The sequence below is a fragment of the Mucilaginibacter dorajii genome (assembly GCF_024808255.1).
Lineage (GTDB): Bacteria > Bacteroidota > Bacteroidia > Sphingobacteriales > Sphingobacteriaceae > Mucilaginibacter > Mucilaginibacter dorajii.
Genome location: NZ_JANTYS010000013.1, coordinates 168,282 through 189,280, shown reverse-complemented (window position 1 = coordinate 189,280; position 20,999 = coordinate 168,282). Strand labels below are relative to the sequence as shown.

18 protein-coding genes are annotated in these 20,999 nt (G+C 43.4%); 11 read left to right on the top strand and 7 right to left on the bottom strand.

The window, feature by feature from the left end:
• Positions 1 to 130: 130 nt before the first annotated feature.
• On the bottom strand, positions 131 to 1,372 hold the full coding sequence (locus FHS10_RS18340; RefSeq protein WP_259093233.1) for an alkaline phosphatase family protein: 1,242 nt from the start codon (positions 1,370 to 1,372) through the stop codon (positions 131 to 133).
• Between the two features lie 145 nt (positions 1,373 to 1,517).
• Here FHS10_RS18340 and FHS10_RS18335 point away from each other — a divergent pair, with 145 nt between their 5' ends.
• Positions 1,518 to 2,741 carry a serpin family protein gene (locus FHS10_RS18335; RefSeq protein WP_259093231.1) on the top strand — a complete coding sequence of 408 codons (1,224 nt, stop codon included), beginning with the start codon at positions 1,518 to 1,520 and terminating at the stop codon, positions 2,739 to 2,741.
• A 104-nt stretch (positions 2,742 to 2,845) separates the two neighbouring features.
• Here the strand turns inward: FHS10_RS18335 and FHS10_RS18330 are convergent, their stop codons facing one another.
• Positions 2,846 to 5,254, bottom strand: coding sequence for an ABC transporter permease (locus tag FHS10_RS18330; RefSeq protein ID WP_259093230.1), 2,409 nt, complete (start codon positions 5,252 to 5,254; stop codon positions 2,846 to 2,848).
• Between the two features lie 339 nt (positions 5,255 to 5,593).
• On the opposite strand from FHS10_RS18330, the gene FHS10_RS18325 reads away from it, so the two are divergent.
• The 4 genes from FHS10_RS18325 to FHS10_RS18310 all read left to right on the top strand — a co-directional run bounded on the left by FHS10_RS18325 (position 5,594) and on the right by FHS10_RS18310 (position 9,363).
• Positions 5,594 to 6,313 (top strand): hypothetical protein, encoded by a 720-nt coding sequence (locus tag FHS10_RS18325; protein WP_259093228.1) that lies wholly within the window; start codon positions 5,594 to 5,596, stop codon positions 6,311 to 6,313.
• 661 nt (positions 6,314 to 6,974) lie between these two features.
• Positions 6,975 to 7,862 carry a hypothetical protein gene (locus tag FHS10_RS18320; protein WP_259093226.1) on the top strand — a complete coding sequence of 296 codons (888 nt, stop codon included), beginning with the start codon at positions 6,975 to 6,977 and terminating at the stop codon, positions 7,860 to 7,862.
• Positions 7,863 to 7,968: 106 nt separating this feature from the next.
• Entirely contained in the window at positions 7,969 to 8,349 is a 381-nt protein-coding gene (locus FHS10_RS18315; protein ID WP_259093224.1) for a hypothetical protein, read from the top strand.
• A gap of 78 nt (positions 8,350 to 8,427) precedes the next feature.
• Complete coding sequence (locus FHS10_RS18310; protein ID WP_259093222.1) at positions 8,428 to 9,363, top strand: hypothetical protein; 936 nt, start codon at positions 8,428 to 8,430, stop codon at positions 9,361 to 9,363.
• Between the two features lie 426 nt (positions 9,364 to 9,789).
• On the opposite strand, the gene FHS10_RS18305 is transcribed toward FHS10_RS18310, so the two are convergent.
• The gene (locus FHS10_RS18305; RefSeq protein ID WP_259093219.1) at positions 9,790 to 10,671 is read right to left on the bottom strand and encodes an alpha/beta hydrolase; all 882 of its coding nucleotides are present in this window, start codon (positions 10,669 to 10,671) and stop codon (positions 9,790 to 9,792) included.
• Positions 10,672 to 10,839: 168 nt separating this feature from the next.
• On the opposite strand from FHS10_RS18305, the gene trxA reads away from it, so the two are divergent.
• From trxA to FHS10_RS18280, 5 genes are all read left to right on the top strand, one after another.
• Complete coding sequence (gene trxA / locus FHS10_RS18300) at positions 10,840 to 11,142, top strand: thioredoxin (protein ID WP_259093218.1); 303 nt, start codon at positions 10,840 to 10,842, stop codon at positions 11,140 to 11,142.
• A gap of 361 nt (positions 11,143 to 11,503) precedes the next feature.
• Positions 11,504 to 11,863, top strand: a complete 360-nt coding sequence (locus FHS10_RS18295) for a nuclear transport factor 2 family protein (protein WP_259093216.1) — start codon at positions 11,504 to 11,506, stop codon at positions 11,861 to 11,863.
• 74 nt (positions 11,864 to 11,937) lie between these two features.
• Positions 11,938 to 13,383 (top strand): SDR family oxidoreductase, encoded by a 1,446-nt coding sequence (locus FHS10_RS18290; RefSeq protein WP_259093215.1) that lies wholly within the window; start codon positions 11,938 to 11,940, stop codon positions 13,381 to 13,383.
• Between the two features lie 106 nt (positions 13,384 to 13,489).
• Positions 13,490 to 14,389 carry a TIGR01777 family oxidoreductase gene (locus tag FHS10_RS18285; RefSeq protein WP_259093214.1) on the top strand — a complete coding sequence of 300 codons (900 nt, stop codon included), beginning with the start codon at positions 13,490 to 13,492 and terminating at the stop codon, positions 14,387 to 14,389.
• Positions 14,382 to 15,695, top strand: a complete 1,314-nt coding sequence (locus tag FHS10_RS18280; RefSeq protein ID WP_259093212.1) for a cryptochrome/photolyase family protein — start codon at positions 14,382 to 14,384, stop codon at positions 15,693 to 15,695. Before FHS10_RS18285 ends, FHS10_RS18280 begins: the two co-directional genes overlap by 8 nt.
• A 2-nt stretch (positions 15,696 to 15,697) precedes the next feature.
• Here FHS10_RS18280 and FHS10_RS18275 read toward each other — a convergent pair whose 3' ends face one another.
• The 4 genes from FHS10_RS18275 to ggt all read right to left on the bottom strand — a co-directional run bounded on the left by FHS10_RS18275 (position 15,698) and on the right by ggt (position 19,904).
• Positions 15,698 to 16,639, bottom strand: coding sequence for an FKBP-type peptidyl-prolyl cis-trans isomerase (locus tag FHS10_RS18275; protein ID WP_259093211.1), 942 nt, complete (start codon positions 16,637 to 16,639; stop codon positions 15,698 to 15,700).
• Between the two features lie 111 nt (positions 16,640 to 16,750).
• Positions 16,751 to 17,248: an FKBP-type peptidyl-prolyl cis-trans isomerase gene (locus FHS10_RS18270; RefSeq protein ID WP_259093209.1), complete on the bottom strand. Its 498-nt coding sequence runs from the start codon at positions 17,246 to 17,248 to the stop codon at positions 16,751 to 16,753.
• A 288-nt stretch (positions 17,249 to 17,536) separates the two neighbouring features.
• Positions 17,537 to 17,980, bottom strand: a complete 444-nt coding sequence (locus FHS10_RS18265; RefSeq protein WP_259093207.1) for a MarR family winged helix-turn-helix transcriptional regulator — start codon at positions 17,978 to 17,980, stop codon at positions 17,537 to 17,539.
• Between the two features lie 202 nt (positions 17,981 to 18,182).
• The gene (gene ggt / locus FHS10_RS18260) at positions 18,183 to 19,904 is read right to left on the bottom strand and encodes a gamma-glutamyltransferase (protein WP_259093204.1); all 1,722 of its coding nucleotides are present in this window, start codon (positions 19,902 to 19,904) and stop codon (positions 18,183 to 18,185) included.
• 246 nt (positions 19,905 to 20,150) lie between these two features.
• Between ggt and FHS10_RS18255 the strand changes: the two genes are divergently transcribed.
• On the top strand, positions 20,151 to 20,648 hold the full coding sequence (locus FHS10_RS18255; protein ID WP_259093201.1) for a hypothetical protein: 498 nt from the start codon (positions 20,151 to 20,153) through the stop codon (positions 20,646 to 20,648).
• Positions 20,649 to 20,999: the final 351 nt, after the last annotated feature.

Sequence of the window (20,999 nt, the reverse complement as noted above, 5' to 3'; positions counted from 1 at the left end):
AACAAATTAAACAATAAATAGATATTTGAATTTACAGCAATAAAACATTAGTAATAAAAAAGAGGCTGATCATGATTTATGATACAGCCTCGTTTAAAAAATCTTAACTCTTGATTCTTGACTCTCGGCTCTACTTAACAACTACCCACCTGTTCACCGTATTCAATTCCCCCTCTATCACAATCTTATAAAAGGTTGATGGCATATTTTTAACATCAACCAGGGCGTGTTCCTGCAAAACAGGTACTTCGGCAAGTAGTTTATATTCATCGGGTTTACCTTCTTTGTAGTTGTTGGTTGCGGCTACCCAAATTTTTACTTTGCCTTTGGTATCCATCGCTTTCCAGCTTATGTCAAGTGAACCTTGTACCAAATTGGCATCGGGCTGGGCTATAGATATGGGGCCGATGAGGGAAATCCCGTCTACCTCTTTCAATTGACCGGCAGGTACTTTAACATTTAAAAAGCTATTGATAGATGGCGTGATATCCACAATGCCCGGCGTATAATATTTAGCGTAATTGTTTAGCGGCTTGTAATTGGTAACCATCCAGGTGTTGCGCTGGCGGGTGCTTTGACCTCCATGATTTTTGCCTGTTTGCTCATCCCTGCCATGATCTGTGGTGATAAATATCAGCCAGTCTTCTTTAAAGTTTTTCTGACGATATTGAATTGCCTGCCAGATACGGCCAACCTGCGCATCCATTTTTTCAATAGCATCGTAATATTGCGGACTATCGCCATATCGATGCCCCATATCATCAGTATATTCCAGGTACACCCATGACAGGTCTGGCGCTTTACCTTTAATACAGGTGGCCGCCGATGTTACCACCTGCTCATCAATTAAGTGCATATAATTGCCGGCCTTATCATGCGGAAACTTTACGGTATCTAATTCAAAGCCATCATAAGCATAATCAGGGTGAATGTTACCTGCTTCGGGCAGCTTATCGCCTATCAGCTTGGTACGGTTATCCGTCCAGCTCGAAAAAATGGCGGTCTTCTTATCCGGGTAAGCATTTTTAAACATCCGGAAGATGTTCCAGTAATTATAGTTGGGTGCCTTAATATCGTTACCCCAAACGTTATGCTTGTTTACCCAGGTAGCGGTTAACAAGCTATTATAACCATTAGCAGATATAGTCGGGGTTTGCGAATAACCTCCTTTTTCGCCACCAACGTGTGCACGCAGGTAAGTCCCCTGGGCAGCAATTAGTTTCAAATTCGGGGTGTTTAATTTTTCTATGACGTCGGCAGGGATACCATCGGCAATAATGAATACTGCTTTTTTAACACGGGTTTGGGCATTTGCGCTAACAGTTGCCAAACACAACGCGGCGGCAAGTAATAGTTTAACAGGGTTTTGCATACTTAAAATATAATTGGCTAAGCTAAGATGAATAAAAAATCGCGTGGTTAATAAATTGTTATGTTTTGGATAGGACAAAAATAAAATTAACTGCCTGTAGCGTAATGTACTAACATGCCGTAACATTACTTACAAACCTTAATATATGATCCGCAAAACCTTTACGCTGCTTAGTTTATCGTTTATCACGCTATGTGCCTGTAATAAAGGCGTAACCAACAATCCTGATACCGGTAAGGATCTTATACTTACCGCTACCGAGCAACAAAAGGTTGCCGCCGACAATGCTTTTACTTTAAAACTATTTAAAGCAACCTTACCTGGCAACGGCGATAATAACCTGTTTCTATCGCCACTAAGTGTGAGCATGGCTATAGGCATGACCAGCAATGGTGCCGCAGGGCAAACCCTGCATGATATCAGGAACACCATGAACTTCAACAATTTTACAGAGGACCAGGTAAATGCCTACTACCAAAAGCTGATCACCGAACTGCCACAGCTTGATAGCAAAACAACACTTAAAATTGCCAATTCCATTTGGTACAAAAACTCATTTACACCTGTGCCGGCATTTTTACAGGTAAACACCACCAGCTATAATGCTAAAGTGCAAAGCGCCGATTTTAGTAGTGCAGCCACCAAGGATGCCATTAACAACTGGGTAAGCACCGCCACCAACGGCAAAATCCCCAGCATTATTGACAACATTTCACAAGACGTGATCATGTACCTGATTAACGCTATTTATTTTAAAAGTACATGGGCTGATAAATTTGATGCGGCTAAAACCAAACCGGATAATTTTTACCTGCCAGGTGGCGGTACTGCACAGGCAAGTATGATGAATAAAAATGATGTTGCGGCTAACTATGCCCGCAATGCAGATGTAAACATAATGGAACTCCCTTACGCCAACAAAAAATTCAGTATGGTTTTATTGATGCCAACCAAAACAACGGTAAAAGATTACGCCGCCGGGCTTGATTCGGCCAAATGGCAAAGCCTGATGGGTGGTTTGATTGCTGGTTCTATCGATGTGACCTTACCTAAATTTAAATTCAGTTACGATACCTCCTTAAAAGGCGTTTTAAGTAACCTGGGTATGGCAAACGCGTTTAGTGACGCTGCCGATTTTACCCGCCTCAACGCCGCCGGAGGCTTAAAAATAACTGAGGTAAAGCACAAAGCTTATGTTGAAGTGAACGAAGAGGGTACCGAAGCAGCCGCCGTCACGGTGGTAGTAGTTGGCACCAGCGCAGCCCCAGCCAACTACTTCAAGTTTGATCATCCGTTCATATTTGCCATCCGCGAAATGAAAACCGGCCTGGTGCTGTTTACCGGCGTGGTAAACGATCCAACGAAGTAAAAAACAGCCCCACCCAAACCCTCCCCGGTAGGGAGGGCTCTAAAAAATGTCAATTAAAGCCCCCAATCACAAGTCTCCCCTACCGGGGGAGATTTAGAGGGGGCTTATTCCGCCCTCAAACTTTTCACTGGGCTATCCAGTGCTGCTTTAATGGTTTGTAAGCTTATCAAAATAGCGGTAATTATAGCAAGCCCTGCTACGGCTATCATAAAGGGGTTTATGGTGATGACAACTTTATAGGCGTAATCATTTAGCCACTTGTTCATTAGCCAATATGCCAGCGGGCAGGCTATTAATCCCGCTATGGCTATCACACTTAAAAACTCTTTCATAAACAGGCTGATAATGCCCGTTACTGATGAACCTAATACCTTGCGGATACCAATCTCTTTCGTCCGTTTTTGAATGCTTAGGGAAATCAAGCCCAATACCCCTAACAATACAATGATGATGGCCAATGCAGTAGCGATGTAAGCAGCCTGTTTTAGCTGAACTTCGGTTTTATATAAGCCGTTTAACGCATCGTCAACAAATTTGTATTCAAATGGCGCGCCGGGCATCTCTTTAGCCCATTCCTTTTGCAGCGATGCTATACTTTCCTCCATATTACCGGGCTTTAGCTTAATAGAAAAATATCGGTAAAATGTGGTGTAATTAACGTTGAAAAAAGTAGCCGGCAGGATACGGTTCTGCATCGATCCAAAGTGATAATCAGCAGCAACGCCACAAATGGTAAATACGTTTTGCCCGCCGGTAAACATAATATGCTGCCCGATGGCATCATCCGGCGTTTTATAACCAAGCACCCTTGCTTCGGTTTCGTTGATCACAACCTGGGTCGAATCGCCGGCGCTGTAAGTCGGTTTAAAAAACACGCCTGCTTTTAAAGGGATACCATAAGTTTCGGCATATTGATGATCGGTAGCAAATCCATCAGCCGAAATGGCTTGTGCCGGATTTGCACCCTGCCTGTACACCTGGTTACCACCGCCGCCATTGCCATCCGGAATTTCCCAGGATAGGGATACGCTTTTTACCTTTGGTGACTGCGATAACCTAAACCGGGTATCTTCCATTTTTCGCACCCCTTTGGCCGACCAATCCCTCGGCAATTGGGCATAGATCACGTAATCTTTATTATAACCCAGGTTACCGTTAAAAAACAAATTAACCTGCTGCGAAATAATGATAGCACCAATAAACACCATAGCCGCTGTACCAAACTGAAATGCCACCAGCGTTTTACGGAACAGCACACTTTCTTTAACAGACGTTAATTTCCCTTTTAATGAATCGATAGATTTTAAGGCCGATAGTACCAACGCCGGGTAAAGACCAGCAAGCAGGCCAACAAACAGCAAAAACAATAAAAATATGGGTAAAAAATAAAGGGGGAAGGCAAATAACCTGGTGATCTCTTCGTCCAACACCCGGCTAAAGTATGGCCTTGCCAGCAGAAATACGCCTATAGCTATAATACCGGCGATGATCACCATTAATACCGATTCTGTTAAAAACTGCCAGATCAACTGCTTACGTAAACCGCCTAAAACCTTGCGGATGCCCATTTCCTTCATGCGCCCCGATGAACGGCCAATGCAAATATTTACAAAGTTGATGACCGCCATCAACAAAATAAACAGGGCAATACAAGCCAAAGTATAGCTCATATGTTTGATGATACCGCCACTTGCTTCCAGGTTGTAAGTACGTAGCGCAACGGCATGGATCACCAGGTTTTTACTGATCTGCTCCGGCGCGTTCTTATGGATCAGGTCGGCAATGGCTTTATCAACAGTTTTGGGGTTTACACCATTTTTTAACTCGATGTAACCCACATTAAAAGTATTGTTCCAGCCGTCCAGGTTTCGCTTGAAGTATTTAGCCGAGGCCGATGTAAAATAAAAGTCTGTGATGTTACTGGCGTTGAGGCTGGTCACATTGTTTTTGGGCAATTTTTCCAGCACACCGGTAATGGTAAAATCGTGCTTATCGCCACCGAAGCTTTCAAAATTCAGGGTTTGTCCAACCACATCTGTGCGTCCAAAATATTTAATGGCCATCCGGGCGGTCATTACTACCGAAAAAGGATCATTAAGCGCGGTATTCGCATCGCCCCGTAAAAGCTTAAAGCCGTACATTTTAAGCAGGGTGCTATCACCCAATTGCAACGCCTCACGAAAATGCTTATCCCCTTTTGATACATTGGTACTCACGGCATCAAAATGATAATAGTTGGCCACCAGTGTAGGATAATCTGTATATAAGGTTTTAGGCAATTGCGCTATCGAACCAATATCCGGCCCCATGTTAGGATCTTTCCAGGTGCTGATCAAAATATATTGGTTACCGGCATTTTTAAGCTGGTGGTTAACCTGCAGTTCTGTCCAGATATAAGCACCTATCAGCATAGTAAAAGCAATACCCACCGATAAACCAAAGATATTGATCATGGAAAAAACTTTGTTTTTCCAAAGGTTACGCCAGGCCAGTTTAAAGTAATTTTTGAGCATGCAAATAATGATTATGGTGATAGTAACATAAAGATAAGACCATTTACAACCTAAGCACCTGCGTTAACAAACTTTAACATTATGGTTTATTGGTTCACTGGTTCATTTGTTTATTGGTATTTGCAGGCGGGGATGGGTTGGCTTAGAAGCGTTGATACTTGATTTAGTCTCCGCGCCATTGCAATTTCATTATTCCTGTTGCTGCAACAAGGCATTGCTGCTTAAATAGTTGAATGCGCTATCAGAAATTTACAGGATTTCACAATGCACAGAATTATTATTAGTTTCATTCTACTAATTCATTAATTCTGAAAATTCTGAGTCAGACAAATATCGAACATGAAAAAACTATACCCTATCCTCCTGCTTACCCTTTGTTCTTTTACAACATCAAGAAACGATAGTTCGATAGGTGTATTGCAAAGTATGTTTAAACGCTACCATGGTGTTTGGCATAAAACCCTGAAGTTTACCCAAACTACCGAGCGGTACCGCAATGATTCGCTTATTAAAACAGATACCTGGTACGAGCAGATCATGTACCCGGATCTGTTACGGATTGATATAGGTACCGAAAAAAGCGCCAACGGCATTATTTTCAGGCACGACTCAACTTACTCATTCAGGAATAACAAGATAGCACGAGCATCCAAAGGCGAGAATGAACTCATCTTTTTTTTGGGAGGCCTATACTCCAAATCGTTTGAGCAGGTATTGCTGCATTTTAAGGACCTGAATTATGATCTCACAAAATTTCATGCCAGCACATGGAAAGACAAACCAGTTTATGTTTTAGGTGCCGATAAAGACGGCGATAAAGTAAACCAGCTTTGGATTGACCAGGAAAAACTGGTAGCCGTACGTTTTATTAAATACGATGGCGGCACCAAGGAGGAAGGTTTTTTTGAAGCCCAGGTTCCGCTTAAAAAAGCCTGGAGCGAAACCAAATGCAGCTTTTACATCAATGATAAATTACTACAGGTAGAAAGCTATCGCGATTTAGTACCCAATGCGCCGATGGATAAAAATGTATTTGAACCGGGATTGATTGGCAGGTAAATACCCTGGGGTACTATGCATTACCTTGTTACCGTTCCGCCGGAACGGGTGGAACGCCCCGAACACCTTTCTGCCTGATTATAAGCGATTTAAGTTTTTTCAAAACACGCAAGCATGGAACACTTTTCTAACTGATTATCAGTTATTTAACTCTATTTTAGAAAATTATGTGTAAACCAATCACAGGACTTTTCAATAAAAGTATAAACTTTTTTCAGGACGATACATCCCACATTTGACTGATTGAGCGATGAATATTCGCCTCATAGATCATATAAAATATTCTTCAAAGAAATTTAAACAGACTCTGAGTTGTTCATACTTTTAATTTTACCTGCAACAGTTAAAAATACCAACTGCTTTGTATTGCGTAGCCTATTGCAGCTCCTTAACATTGTGATATAAAAAACAACCTAAAGTCACGATGAAAAAACTATCACTATTTAAAACCTACGGCAAACTGGTAAAACACCCACCATAAATGCCGGTACTTTAAGAAATGCAGGGCATTTTTAAAAGTACCAAATCATCCAGCCAAATCACTCTATTACAAAAAATTACATAGCTTAGGTTTCTGATTAACGTAACCAACCAAACGTTCAATCGTACACAGTTACCACAAACCAATTGCCTAAGTTATACTTAACCTAATCCCTCAGCCATGATTTGCAAATTCAAGCTGCAGTCATTCACGTTTTGCACCATTGTAGTGCTTTGCCTGTTTGCACAATCAGCCTTTAGTCAAAATGCTTTTGAAACAGAACTGAAGCAAAAAATAGATGCCTTTTTGGCCCCCTTACCACCGGTAACAGCGCCGGACACACAACATGTAAGCCAGGGCCAGCTTTATCCAAGTGATGCTCCCGGATCATTACTAACCCCTTCAGGTTTTGGAGGATACGGTAGTTACATTTTTGGTGGCTTAGGTGCCGCTTATCCCGAATTATACCGGGATAACAAAGCCGATTTGATAGCTTCGGCAGGCTTTTGCGTGGGCAACCCCGTATCGGCCGTAAACTTTGCGGCCAGTTTAAACATGACCGACGTGCACAAATTTCGCGACTTTTCGGGCAATTTTATTTTAAGCAGGTTTCTATTTGCCGGAACAAGCATATCGGCAGGTGCCCTGCAAATGTTTGCCAGCAAAGTACAATCAGATGCGCCCGGGTCTACTTTCTTTATGGCTATAAGCCACGCGGTACAAACTATACCTTCATTAACACCAGGCTGCTCAAGACTTACTTACACTTTAGGTTTAGGCAGCGGCAGGTTTTATGAAAAAAGCCCTAAAGATATTGCCAACGGAAAAGGAACGCATGGCACTGCCGTATTTGGCAGCGTATCATTTGAAGTAATACGACACGTCAACGTAAATGCCGAATGGACCGGTATGAACTTAGGATTTTCGGCTGGGATAAGGCCTTTTAAAACTCCGATCAGCTTCGGTATCGGGGTGGCCAATTTAACCAGGTATTCGGGCGACAAAACCAATCTTGCTTTTTCTGTTGGTGTACCACTTTCGTTAAACCGATTAATCAACAACAACTAAACTTTTACAATATGAAAAAACTGATAGTAATATCATTGTTTGTAACAGCAACAATGGTAGCTGGGAGAGAACATGCCAGCGCTCAAAGTAAAAATGGTCAATCGGATTGGAATGTGCCGCCGCCAATACCACCGGTACCACCTATTCCGCCGGTGCCGCCAATACCACCGGTGCCGCCTATTCCGCCAGTACCGCCAATACCACCGGTACCACCTATTCCACCTGTGCCACCTATTCCGCCGGTGCCACCTATAACGCCGCCACCGCCAATACCGCCGGTGCCGCCTATTCCGCCAGTGCCACCTATACCGCCGGTACCGCCAATACCGCCAGTGCCACCTATTCCACCAGTACCGCCTATTCCGCCGGTGCCGCCGATAACACCATTGCCGCCAATACCGCCGGTACCACCAATACCGCCTGTACCGCCAATACCACCGGTGCCACCAATACCAGGCTTAAAACCATTGCATTAATCAGCGTATAGTTTTGGTTAACAGTTCATGGCCGGTATTTAGGTACCGGCTATGAACTATGATCAATAAACACTTTAAAACCCAACCCAATGACAACATATCACTATACCATAAAAGCCATTTTACCACTTATGCTTGCGGGCTTTACGGGCATCTGCGTTGCGCAAACGGCATCACAAAAAACCAGCCTTAAAAAGGTAAACGATTTACCTGCAAATACATCTTTAAGCACAACTGTCATTCCGCATGTAACAGTAGCTGTAGCCGATGAGCATCACTCCCTATCGTTCAAAAAAGGAGATGAATTTCAAAAAACTACGCTGGTAAACTCAACTACCGTGTTACAGCGCGGCGATCAGAAGTTTGATATCAAAAGCAATTCATCAGTAACCAAAACCTATAATGTAACCGGGGAATCAAATACCGGTTTCGCGGTTGCCGTAGTTACCAAACGCATCACCGATACCCTTTTTGCCATGGGCAAATCCATGCAATACAATTCAGATAGCCCTACAGATACCAGTTCATTTATCCAAAAAAGATTAACAGACATGGTTGGTCAAACAGCTAATGTTAATCTTAGCAACCATGACGTTATCACCCAAATTACCGGCCAGGGTAACCAGGTAGTAAATGATACCCTGTTTGCATTTACCGGCTTACAGCCCGAGCGACTGGTTAAAGGCAGCAGTCTTGGTTTAACAGTAAACTCTATGGCTATGGTAGCTATGCAAAAAAACTATACCTGGGCAGATACCGCTACCGATGGCAGCACCAAAATCAAAAACACTTTTTGGATACAGGCTAAGGATGATAAAACAACCACCATTGCTTTTGAAAGCGCACAGCGCCAGCCTTACACCAACAGCAATACCAATGGTGTTTATGTAATTGATAATACAACCGGCGTGATATTAACCCGGCAAATGCAAAGCATCACTACCGGCTACCAGGTATTAAACAACGTGGTATACGCGGCATCGCGCCGTACGGCATTTACCGAAAGTTGTTATAAGATTCATTGAGGCAAAAGCCCCCTAACCCCCTGAAGGGGGAACTTTTGATTTGCAGGGGGCTATAGATATTCTACACACAATAAATAACGTCATTGCTGTAAGTTGTTAAATCCAGCTGACTTTAGAAAGTGAGAATGACGTAACAAACTATCCCCTCTACCCTGCCATGCTGAGGAACGAAGCATCTATTCGCGAACTTTAAAGGCGAACATGCAAGTCGTACAATAGATGCTTCGTTCCTCAGCATGACAAGTTGTAAAACGGAAGTCATCCCGAACTTGTTTCGGGACCCCAAAGGACAGGTAACCAGCATGATGTATACTTAGCGAGTGGGGTGCTGAAACAAGTTCAGCATGACATTGGGGTTCAATTCGCTTTGTCATTTCCACCTTCGCAGTCCACCGAATTTTAAAACTCGCAATGAACATTTTTTTATCAATGCAGTATCTTTTTCCGCTCAGCACTTGCCGGGCTTAGGTAATTATTATCGGCAAGCCAATCGGCCATGCGTTGGGGCCAGGTGCTGATGGTTTGTAGTTTTGAGCGGTTGCCCATGTTAAAGCCATGACCACCCTGGGTATAAATATGTACCTCTATGGGCACTTGGGCTTCCCGGTATCGCTGTAACAGACTTACCACCGGTACGGCACAGCAGGGATCATCGTTGGCAGCCAATAAAAACGCCGGCGGCGCATCTGCAGGGATTACATCAGGAATATAAAGCGGACCAGGATAAATCTGGATCAAAAATTTGGGTTTGGCGCTTAGTCGGTCAATCGGGTCGGGCGCGTTCGGATCACCTTTGCCATCGCCAAAAGCAACCATATCCACCACCTCGCCGCCTGCCGAAAATCCCATCATCCCAATGCGGTTGGTATCCAATCCATATTCGGCGGCTTTGCTCCGTACCAGGCGCATGGCGCGGTAGCCATCCTGTTTGGCATGTACATCAATTTTATAGGGCGATAAAGTATCGCGACCAAGCCGGTATTTCAGCACAAAAACGGTTACGCCTAAGCTGTTAAGGTATTTGGCTGGCTCAATACCTTCGGCGGTATAAACCAGCAACCGATGACCACCACCTGGGCAAATCACTATGGCCGCACCATTGGCTTTACCTGCGGGCGGCGTAAATACAGTTAACGATGGATTATGAATATTTTTTACCCAATAATCTTTTGCCTGCTCCGGCTCATTACGGCGGCTTTCAAAGCCGGGTGCCCCCTTTGCCCATAGCGGGATTACAGTTGGTTTATCCTGTGCCGACGAAAACAGGGGTACTACACAGAGCAGTAAAAGGTAAATATTGGTTTTCATACAGTAAATATAAGCTTTGATAGCCGATGATTAGTAGTTGATGGATTAAAAGTCATTTTATTTGAAATGAGGATAATACCTAAACTTTTAGCTGCGTTAATGGTTTATATTTACATATGATGATCATAAGTTATGGGTCATCATTCATGAATTAAAAAGCAAAATCCTATGGCAAATTTTCAGGATATTATAGCATCAGAAATTCCGGTACTGGTCGATTTTTCGGCTGAGTGGTGTGGCCCGTGTAAAATGATGCCGCCCATATTGCAGGATGTAAAACACGCCTTAGGCGATAAAGTAAAGATCATTAAAATAGATATCGACAAAAACCCGCAGGCCGCAAGTGCCTACCGGGTGCAAAGCGTACCAACTTTGATGATATTTCAAAACGGACAAACCAAATGGCGCCAAAGCGGCGTAGTACCGGCTAAGGATCTGCAACGGACAATTGAGATGTTTATGCTCCTCTAAATCTCCCCTGAAGGGGAGACTTTTGAATAGCATAGAAAATCTCTTTATCTGATTAAGATTAAAATCGGGATAAAATAAAACACAATAATTTGAAGTTTTAATAACATACAAAATAACCATCCTGACATTGGATATAGAGACCCGCAAAAATGACAAAGCGGCGAAAGCCTTACGAAGTTTTAGAAACTTCGTAAGGCTGGGCTCTAACTACTTGCTTTGAGATAGGATGATAATTCCAGACTCTACTAAATAAATTATCAGGCCCCGTCGCAAATCCCCTCTTTTTTGTCGTTATAACACATTCGTAACATCGGTACCAACGCTGATATTTGTTATTGTAAACCAATTAAAACCAAAGGCTATGACAAACAAAGAAATCATTGTGCAGGTTATCGATGCTTTTGACACAGGGAACTCCGACGTTATTACCGGCCACATGACTGATGACGCCGAATGGCATTTTCTGGGCGATCAGGCATATATCGGCTTAGAAACCATCAAAAAGTTCTTTAACGATCACAAGGAAGTAAAAGTAACCTCCAGCATCAAAAACCACATTATTGTTGATGGAGATACCATAGCCGTTAGCGGCGAGATTGCCTGCACCACAAGCAAGGGCATACTTTGCGACATGTACTATTGCGACATCTACGAAATGGAAAACTTTAAGATCAAAAAGTTAATCTCATATACTGTAGGCAAAAAGAAACAGAGCGCATAGTTGTAATTGCATATCTATCAGCCCCAGGTGTAAGCTATTTAAAACAGCCTGCCTTTTAGGTTGTTGTGCCTAACATGAAGGTTTTACTTGCCGGTGCCAACGGATACATAGGAACAAGGCTGATCCCGGTTTTACTGGAGAAAGGGCACGAGGTAGTTTGCCTTGTGCGCGATAAACGTCGCTTTCATGAACACAGCGATTTTAGCGATAAGGTTACCCTCATTACCGGCGATCTGCTAAGAGAACAAAACATCGAAGTTTTTCCCGAAGATATTGACGCAGCCTACTACCTGGTGCACTCCATGGCGCAATCAGCAGATTTTGCGGCGTTGGAAGCCCTATCGGCCTATAACTTTATACACGCACTGGATAAAACCCATTGCAGGCAAACCATATTTTTAAGCGGGATTACCAATGATGATAACCTCTCCAGACATCTCGAATCGCGGAGGCATGTAGAGGATGTGCTCATGGAAGGCAAATCAGCCTTAACTGTTTTACGGGCAGCCATCATCATAGGCTCGGGCAGTGCCTCCTTCGAGATCATTCGCGATCTTACCGAAAAGCTCCCTATCATGACTGTTCCGCGCTGGGTAAATACGCACTGCCAGCCCATAGCTATCCGCGATGTACTTGGTTACCTGGAAAGTGTGATGCTCAACGAAAAAACTTTCAATAAAACATTTGACATCGGCGGGCCGGATATTTTATCGTTTAAGGATATGATGCTCATTTACGCCAAAGTGCGTAATCTTAAACGGCATATTTTTATCATTCCATTCCTGTCACCTAAAATATCATCGTACTGGCTGTACTTTGTAACATCTACCAGCTACACCCTTGCCCAAAGCCTGGTGAACAGCATGAAAAACGAAACCATTATGAACGATCATAGCATTGATGATGTTGTTGCGCGCAAATGCCTTACCTATGAGGAAGCCCTTAACCTGGCCTTTGTTAAAATAGAGCAAAATTCCATTGTATCCAGCTGGAAAGATGCCCTTAACCAGGGTTATCTTCATTCCAATTTTATGGATCAGATTAAAGTACCGCAGAATGGCACTTTGGAATACAAGGTTAAAATTCCCTTCGAGCGGGAAAGCCAGGATGTGTTTACCAATTTTATGTCGATAGGCGGCAACCGGGGCTGGTATTACTGGGATTGGATCTGGAACATCAGGGGCTTTTTGGATAAGCTGTTTGGCGGTGTTGGCTCAAGGCGTGGCCGCACCAGCAGCATCAACATAGGGCCGGGAGATGTAATAGATTTTTGGCGGGTTTTATTGGCCGATAAACAAAACAAACGCCTGCTGCTTTACGCCGAAATGAAACTACCCGGCGAAGCCTGGCTGGAATTTAAAATAATTGAACGCAATGGTAAAAAAAACCTGAGCCAGGTTGCTACCTTTAGGCCCAATGGCCTATGGGGCCGGTTATACTGGTACGCCATGTGGCCATTCCACCTGTTTATTTTTAACGGGATGGCTAAAGAAATTATACATTACGGGGAGGGGATTTAATCATTAAGTCATTTGCTTTACGTCATTAGGTCATTTTTTGCCTATTACCGATATGCCAATGACCTAATGACACGCAGTAAATGACGCACAGCGAATGACTAAAACGATGAACATATTAATAACAGGCGGTTCCGGCGGATTGGGAGGGCATTTGAGTAGGCTGCTTTTGGCGAAGGGCTATACCATAAGTTTTTTGAGCAGGAAGCCGGGTAAAAATAAGGATGTAAAAACCTACCTGTGGGATGTTGCCAAAGGAACAATAGACGAACATTGTATTGATGGGGTTGATACCATCATCCACCTGGCAGGGGCCGGCATTGCTGATAAACGCTGGACAGATGAGCGCAAAAAGCTGATCACCGAAAGTAGGACCAAATCAATTGGCCTGATCTATGACCTGATCAGAAACAGGGCTAATAAAGTAACATCGGTGATCTCAGCATCGGGCATAGGCTACTACAGCGACCGAGGGGATGATTTGATGACAGAAGATAGCCCTCCTGCCGGTGATTTTTTAGGGCAGTGTTGTGTAGAATGGGAGGCGGCCGTTGACGAGGGCGAAAAGTTAGGTTTGCGCATTTTAAAATTCCGCACCGGCGTGGTTTTAGATAAAGATGCCGGTGCATTGCCTGTTCAGGCTTTACCGGTAAAACTTTTTGTAGGTTCGCCTATTGGCAGCGGCAAGCAGTGGATACCATGGATCCATTGGCAGGATGTCGCAGATACGTACCTTTTCGGCGTAGAACATCCAACACTCAAGGGTGTTTACAATATGGTGGCGCCAAATCCGGTTACTAACGAAGAAATGACCCAGGCCATAGCCAAACAACTGCACAAACCTTTATGGGCACCTAAGGTACCCACGTTTGTGCTCAAGCTGCTATTGGGCGAAATGAGCACCCTTGTTTTAGGCAGTACAAAAGCATCGGCACAAAAAATTATGGATGCTGGCTTTAGTTTTAAATATGCTGAATTGGCAGCGGCGTTAAAAGAAATTTATGGATAATAAAAACCCGGTAAGCGTCTTCTGGTTTCGCCGAGATCTTCGTTTAAATGATAATGCTGGCTTATACCACGCACTCAAAAGTGGCAACCCCGTTTTGCCCTTGTTTATTTTTGATAAAGAGATCCTTGATGAATTAGAGGATAAAGATGATGCCCGTGTTACCTTCATATATAACGTCATAGAGGCCCTTAACAAAGAGTTGCACAAACACGGCAGCAGTATATTGGTAATTTATGACAAAGCCGAACATGCCTGGGATAAGATCATTAAAGAACATAACATTGCCGCTGTATATACCAATCACGACTATGAGCCATATGCAACCAAACGCGACGAGGCGGTTAAAGCAAAATTAGCCAGACATGACATAGGGTTTAAAACCTTTAAAGATCAGGTGATATTTGAAAAGGATGAGGTAACCAAGGATGATGGCAAACCATACACTGTTTATACGCCCTATCAGCGTAAATGGTACGCTGCTTTGAAACCGTTTTACCTGAAGGCCTACCCTACCGAAAAGTATTTTAAAAACCTGGTTAAAACCAAGGCCCTGCCCATACCATCGCTCCAGGATATGGACTTTGAAAAAAGCAAAGCCGACTTCCCCGATCAAAAATATACCGATGTGATTGGTGATTATGCAGAGAAACGCGATTTCCCTGCCATTGAAGGCACTTCACACATTGGCCTGCACTTGCGCTTCGGCACCGTAAGCATCCGTGAGCTGGCTAAAACCGCGCATGGCTATCCTAATAAAACCTGGTTAAACGAATTGATTTGGCGGGAGTTTTACATGATGATCCTGCACCATTTTCCGCACACGATGGATCACGCCTTCAGACCGGAGTACGACCGCATCAGATGGGAGAACAACGAAGAGCAGTTTAAAGCCTGGTGCGAAGGTAAAACCGGTTACCCCATTGTAGATGCCGGCATGCGCGAATTAAATGCCACCGGTTTTATGCACAACCGCGTGCGTATGATAGTAGCCAGCTTTTTAAGCAAAGATCTGCTGATTGACTGGCGCTGGGGCGAACATTACTTTGCACGTAAACTGTTAGATTATGAGATGGCCAGCAATGTAGGCGGTTGGCAGTGGGCCGCTGGCTCGGGTACCGATGCCGCACCCTACTTCAGGATCTTTAACCCCGAATCGCAAACTAAAAAGTTTGACCCGGAATTGAAGTACATAAAAAAATGGGTTCCGGAATATGCCGATTTCAGCAAATATCCTAAACCCATTGTAGATCACGCTTTTGCACGTGAGCGTTGTTTAAAAGCTTTTAAAATAGCTTTAGTCAAATAATATTAGTTGGTGATTGTAGCTATGGTGTAATCAAAGCGAAGGCAATCATTTACAGAAATACCGGTAGTACCTGTTCTGCCATAGCCATATCGCGATGGCAATAATAGTGTAACTGCAGTTCCAGCGGTGTAACCTAAAAGTCCCTGTGTAACACCAGGGATATAACCACTTCCACCATTACCCGAAAAATCAAATGATGTGGCGGTGGTAGCATTGGCGCTATCAAAAGCGGTGCCTGTTAAAAACAAACCTGTATAAGTGGCAGTAAATGCTGTGTATTGATCAATTGGGTCGGTACCGGTCCCTGGCACCGAAACTTTATAATAATAACCTCCGGTTGCCTTGGTAAAGCCGGTTAGGCTATTGGTTGCCATGTAATTTTTGATCACCTGGTCGTCATAAAGGTTTTGATCAGAATATACGTTGATGTAATAATCTAAACACTGGTTACCCGCAATACGTGTATTCACGTTGCTTGAACTACCCGATCCGTAACCGTTAATACCGTAAGCTAAACGGGATGGGATCAAAATCCTTGCCCTTGTACCTTTGTACTTAATCACATTATGAATGGCTAACTGCAAACCAATTGGGTAACCATTTTGATTAATGTGGCCCAAAAAGCTATCGTAGTGGTTACTTGTTAATGAATCAACAGAGTTGTATTTACCATCAAATGATTTTAGGGTAAACACGTATTTCACCGTATCTGAATAGGCGAAAGGCGCGCCTGCGGTAGAACCTTGCGAAAGGATCTGGTAATAAATGCCGCTTGTATCACCACCGGTGGTATCACGCACCATTCCGGTAAGGTTATTGGCTTTAATATAGGCCTGGATGTTGTTATTATCGTATTGGGTGATGTTTGGATCGTTTGCCGTTTTGCGACATGATAGTAAACCTACCGAAATAAGAACTAAGAGCGTAAAAGTAATTTGTTTCATTTAAGTTATTTGCTTTTTCAACTGTCAAATGGAGCTCGCCCTTAGGCTCGGTTCATTTATATTATTCATTACCGGCATCTGCGCATAAAATTGCTTTGCCACTTTTTATCGTTAGTTAGTTACATTATATAACTGTATATTAAAATCAAGCACCGAATTTGCCGGCAAATGTATTGAATCCTGCGCATATGGCCCATATGCATATCGCGATGGCATCAACAGCCTTATTTTGCCACCTTTTTTAATCTGCGGTATCCCTATCTGCCATCCCCTGATAACACTTCCTAATGTATAGGAAGGATGAAAATTATTAGTTTGCGCAAACGTATAACCAGTGGTGAGTATTTGTCCGGTAAACCCTACCGTTATAGTTGTTGAACTGGTAAATAAATCGTTACCAGATCCCTCCTCGCCATTTTTCACAATGTAATAAACACCGGTAGTATCAATTCGCTTGGCACTATCTTCCGGGTGGGCGGCTACGTAATCACTGATGATCTTATCATCAATACCAGCCTGTATATTGTACTGCAACTGCGCGTCGGCCGATTTTTTACATGCGCCGCAGCAAACCAACATTAGCAATAACAAAACCGGTAACCTGTTCATTTTTTCAAAAGGCAAATTTATTCTTTTATAATAGAAAAACGGCAGCTTAACATTTTTTAACACATTGATATTAAAAAAGCGGGGCTAAAACGTATTTTCAACGATAATTCTCTTAAGCAAAACGCATTATCTCCATAAAAATTACTCCGGATTGGCCTCGCTTTTTTGTCATTGGTCATTTCGCTTTGCTGTCATTAGTCATTGGGTGATTTGCATATTCAATTACGTAAAACAATGACTCAATGACGCGCAGCAAAATGACTGCGCAGCCAATGACCTAATGGCCAATTAAGGTTTGTAGTTGATGGTGAGTTTGTTGATCTTCTTCAGCATTTCGGTGAGGTATTGTTTATCGGCTTCGCTGATGTGGGAATCGAGGTAGTTGTTGAATTGCTTAACCACAGCGCGGGCCTGGTGGCGTTTTTCTTTTCCAAGATCTGTTAAGTAGATCTTTACCGAGCGCTTATCACCGGCGTTTGATTCGCGGTAAATCAACCCTGTTTTCTCCAACTGACTAAGCATCCTGGATAAACTGGTAGATTTTAAGCCCAGCAAAGCAGCAGCCTGCGACACCGTAGTCCCCTCTTTTTCGTCGATATTAATCAACAGGTAACCTATAGATTGTGTAATACCAAACTCGGTAACCAACTGATTATACCTGTTAGCTACGGTTTGCCATACAATCTTTAAAAAATAATCAATGGTTTCCTGGTGTTTTACGCTGTTATGCATGCATACCAAACGTAAGAAATGCTGATTGATTACGCAAATCTAAATGTTCATGAACGTTCATTGGTTCACTGGTTCATTAGTTCATTGGTCTTGTCAAATATCAAACCTTCATCATTCTTGTCCGTCGGCAATAAAAACTCACTTCCGCGTTTTTGCTAAAGAACTTTTTACCAATGAACTAATGAACCAGTGAACAAATGAACTAATAACCCAACTTCGTATCATCCCCCCGCGGGTCGGCACCGCCTTCGTAGTAGCCCCATTGGGTTTTAAGGATGGCATCTACGCGGCCTATGGCATTTCTATCACTTATTTTATAGCCTTTACCTTGTAATTTCATAATGGTTGCAGTATCAACACCATCTTTTTCGATAGAGATCACGTCTGGCAGCCACTGCGAGTGGAAACGTTTGGAGGCTACAGCCTGCTGCATGTTCTGGTTAAATTCAATAACGTTCAATATTGTTTGAAAAACCGATGTGATAATAGTCGACCCTCCCGGAGTGCCTACTACCATAAATAATTTGCCATCTTTTTCAACAATAGTCGGTGTCATTGACGATAGCATGCGCTTACCCGGCTGGATGCTGTTGGCTTTGCCACCCACCAGTCCGTACATGTTAGGTACGCCGGGTTTTGAGCTAAAATCATCCATCTCGTTATTAAGCAAAAAGCCAGCCCCTTTTACAAATATTTTGGAACCGTAGCTATCGTTCAACGTAGTGGTAATAGATACCGCGTTGCCCTCCCTATCTACAATAGAATAATGGGTGGTTTGGTCGCTTTCATAACCAACAAAAGTACCCGGCTGGATGCTGGTACTTGGAGTAGCCGCATCCCAGCTAAAACTGCCCATACGAGCTGCGATATAGGCCGGTTTAAGCAGGCTATCAACAGGCACCTTAAAAAAATCAGGATCGCCAAGGTATTTTGATCTATCGGCATAAACACGGCGCTCGGCCTCCACAATCAGCCTGATAGTTGAATCCTGGTTATAGCCAAATCTTTTCAAAGGATATTTTTCTACCGACTGCAGCAATTGCAACAGCGCTATACCACCGCTTGATGGCGGCGGCATGGTAATAATTTTATAGCCTTTATAATTCCCGGTAATCGCGTTACGCCAAACGGAATGGTAATTTTTCAGATCTTCTTTAGTGATCAAACCATCGCCGGCCTTCATTTCGGCAACTACTTCATCGGCAACCACACCATCATAAAAACCATCGCGCCCTTTATCCCGGATTTGCTCAAACGTTTTTGCCAGATCTTCCTGTACCATTAGGTCGCCTTCTTTCCAGCCTCCGTCTTTTAACAGGTAAGTTTTACCGGGATTGAGTTTGGTAAACTGGGCAGCAGTATGGTTTAAATCGCTTGCAGCGCGTTTAGTTAGCTTAAACCCGTTGCGGGCAAGGTTAACAGCCGGTTGTACCAGGTCGGCCCATTTAAGTTTGCCATATTTTTTGTGGGCTTCAAACATCCCATCAACGGAGCCGGGTACGCCGGACGCCTTATGGGTGTATAAACTCATATCAGGGATCACATTCCCGGCGGAATCGAGGTACATATTAGCACTTGCGCCACCGGGCCCCTTCTCCCTAAAATCCAATGTATTGGTTTTACCATCTTTCGACCTGAAAACCATAAAGCCGCCGCCGCCAATATTACCAGCCTCGGGATAAACCACGGCCAGTGCAAATTGTACAGCAACCGCGGCATCAACAGCGTTGCCACCTTTCTTTAAAATATCAATACCAACCTGTGCCGCATCGGGGTAAGCGCATACCACCATGCCGTTGCGGTATTGGCCACTATTGTTAATACCCAACTGGCCATGCACACATCCAGCCTGTACAAGAAAAACAGACGTTAAAAACAGTGTTAAGTATCTCCTATTCCTTATTTTAAAGCTATATCCGGCCATCTAAAAAAATTTTATTTTCACTAAAGTAATCTATTTACAAGCATAAATCCAGTAAAACTGCTTCAATATTTTCGACTGAAAATCAGCTAAATGAGCGTTTATCAACGTAGTTTTTTCTTTACAAAGCCATAAAACGTTAATTCCGGCGTTTATTTATAGGAACATTTATGTCCAAACGGCGTTAATTCAGCGTTAAGCTGATATGCTTTTACATTACCTGTTTATTTGTTTACTTAAAACTACTACATGAAAAAATTAACTTACCTGCTATTATTTTCGGCCTCATTATTATTGCTCAGCACACGTTCACAGGCCCAGGATTATAAGTTTGCCGCTGGCCTTAAATTCGGAGCTTATGAAATTGGCCCATCCGGAAAATTCTTTCTTGATAAAACTACCGCCATTGAAGGCATCTTAGGCATTCGCGATCATGGCCTGGTGATAACCGGTTTATACGAGATCCACACACAGGCTTTTAATGTTGATAAGCTGAATTTCTTTTATGGCTTTGGCGGCCATGCCGGTTCAATGGGCAGCGGCTATTACAAACGTTTTGGCAGCGACGCCCAGTATTATAAAGACCGCCACCTATTGTTAGGTGCCGATGGTGTTTTAGGCCTGGAGTGGGTGATCCCCAACAGCCCTATAGCCGTAAGCCTTGATCTTAACCCGCGCCTTGAGGTAGCAACCGGACCATTTTTTGATATAGCGCCGGGTGTTGGGGTGAAGTATACTTTTCAGTAGGGGCCTCACCCTGCCCTCTCCAAAGGAGAGGACTTTAAGAGAAACGTTTCAGAATAAAATAGATCTCAAATAAACAAATCAGGAACCCTCTCCTTTGGAGTGCTACCGTGTACCCATATCTTTTTGGAGTCATATCATTAACAAAAAACGTTATCATTTCGAACGAGCCGGTAGGGATTGCGCGCCGGAGGTGAGGAGAAACTCTCTCTTGAGCGTAGCGAAAAATCTTGTAAAAGCGGACATTCGGCCATGCAAGGCGTACAAGATTTCTCCTCGCAGCCCCGCTTCTTCCCGCGCTTGCTCGTTCGAAATGACATTTTTCTTTTAACAAAAAAGATGTGGGTACACGGT

Excerpts from the sequence above, each read along its gene's own strand:
- FHS10_RS18340 (WP_259093233.1), bottom strand. The coding sequence starts at position 1,372 with ATGCAAAACCCTGTTAAACTATTACTTGCCGCCGCGTTGTGTTTGGCA.
- FHS10_RS18335 (WP_259093231.1), top strand. The coding sequence starts at position 1,518 with ATGATCCGCAAAACCTTTACGCTGCTTAGTTTATCGTTTATCACGCTA.
- FHS10_RS18330 (WP_259093230.1), bottom strand. The coding sequence starts at position 5,254 with ATGCTCAAAAATTACTTTAAACTGGCCTGGCGTAACCTTTGGAAAAAC.
- FHS10_RS18325 (WP_259093228.1), top strand. The coding sequence starts at position 5,594 with ATGAAAAAACTATACCCTATCCTCCTGCTTACCCTTTGTTCTTTTACA.
- FHS10_RS18320 (WP_259093226.1), top strand. The coding sequence starts at position 6,975 with ATGATTTGCAAATTCAAGCTGCAGTCATTCACGTTTTGCACCATTGTA.
- FHS10_RS18310 (WP_259093222.1), top strand. The coding sequence starts at position 8,428 with ATGACAACATATCACTATACCATAAAAGCCATTTTACCACTTATGCTT.
- FHS10_RS18305 (WP_259093219.1), bottom strand. The coding sequence starts at position 10,671 with ATGAAAACCAATATTTACCTTTTACTGCTCTGTGTAGTACCCCTGTTT.
- trxA (WP_259093218.1), top strand. The coding sequence starts at position 10,840 with ATGGCAAATTTTCAGGATATTATAGCATCAGAAATTCCGGTACTGGTC.
- FHS10_RS18295 (WP_259093216.1), top strand. The coding sequence starts at position 11,504 with ATGACAAACAAAGAAATCATTGTGCAGGTTATCGATGCTTTTGACACA.
- FHS10_RS18290 (WP_259093215.1), top strand. The coding sequence starts at position 11,938 with ATGAAGGTTTTACTTGCCGGTGCCAACGGATACATAGGAACAAGGCTG.
- FHS10_RS18285 (WP_259093214.1), top strand. The coding sequence starts at position 13,490 with ATGAACATATTAATAACAGGCGGTTCCGGCGGATTGGGAGGGCATTTG.
- FHS10_RS18280 (WP_259093212.1), top strand. The coding sequence starts at position 14,382 with ATGGATAATAAAAACCCGGTAAGCGTCTTCTGGTTTCGCCGAGATCTT.
- FHS10_RS18275 (WP_259093211.1), bottom strand. The coding sequence starts at position 16,639 with ATGAAACAAATTACTTTTACGCTCTTAGTTCTTATTTCGGTAGGTTTA.
- FHS10_RS18270 (WP_259093209.1), bottom strand. The coding sequence starts at position 17,248 with ATGAACAGGTTACCGGTTTTGTTATTGCTAATGTTGGTTTGCTGCGGC.
- FHS10_RS18265 (WP_259093207.1), bottom strand. The coding sequence starts at position 17,980 with ATGCATAACAGCGTAAAACACCAGGAAACCATTGATTATTTTTTAAAG.
- ggt (WP_259093204.1), bottom strand. The coding sequence starts at position 19,904 with ATGGCCGGATATAGCTTTAAAATAAGGAATAGGAGATACTTAACACTG.
- FHS10_RS18255 (WP_259093201.1), top strand. The coding sequence starts at position 20,151 with ATGAAAAAATTAACTTACCTGCTATTATTTTCGGCCTCATTATTATTG.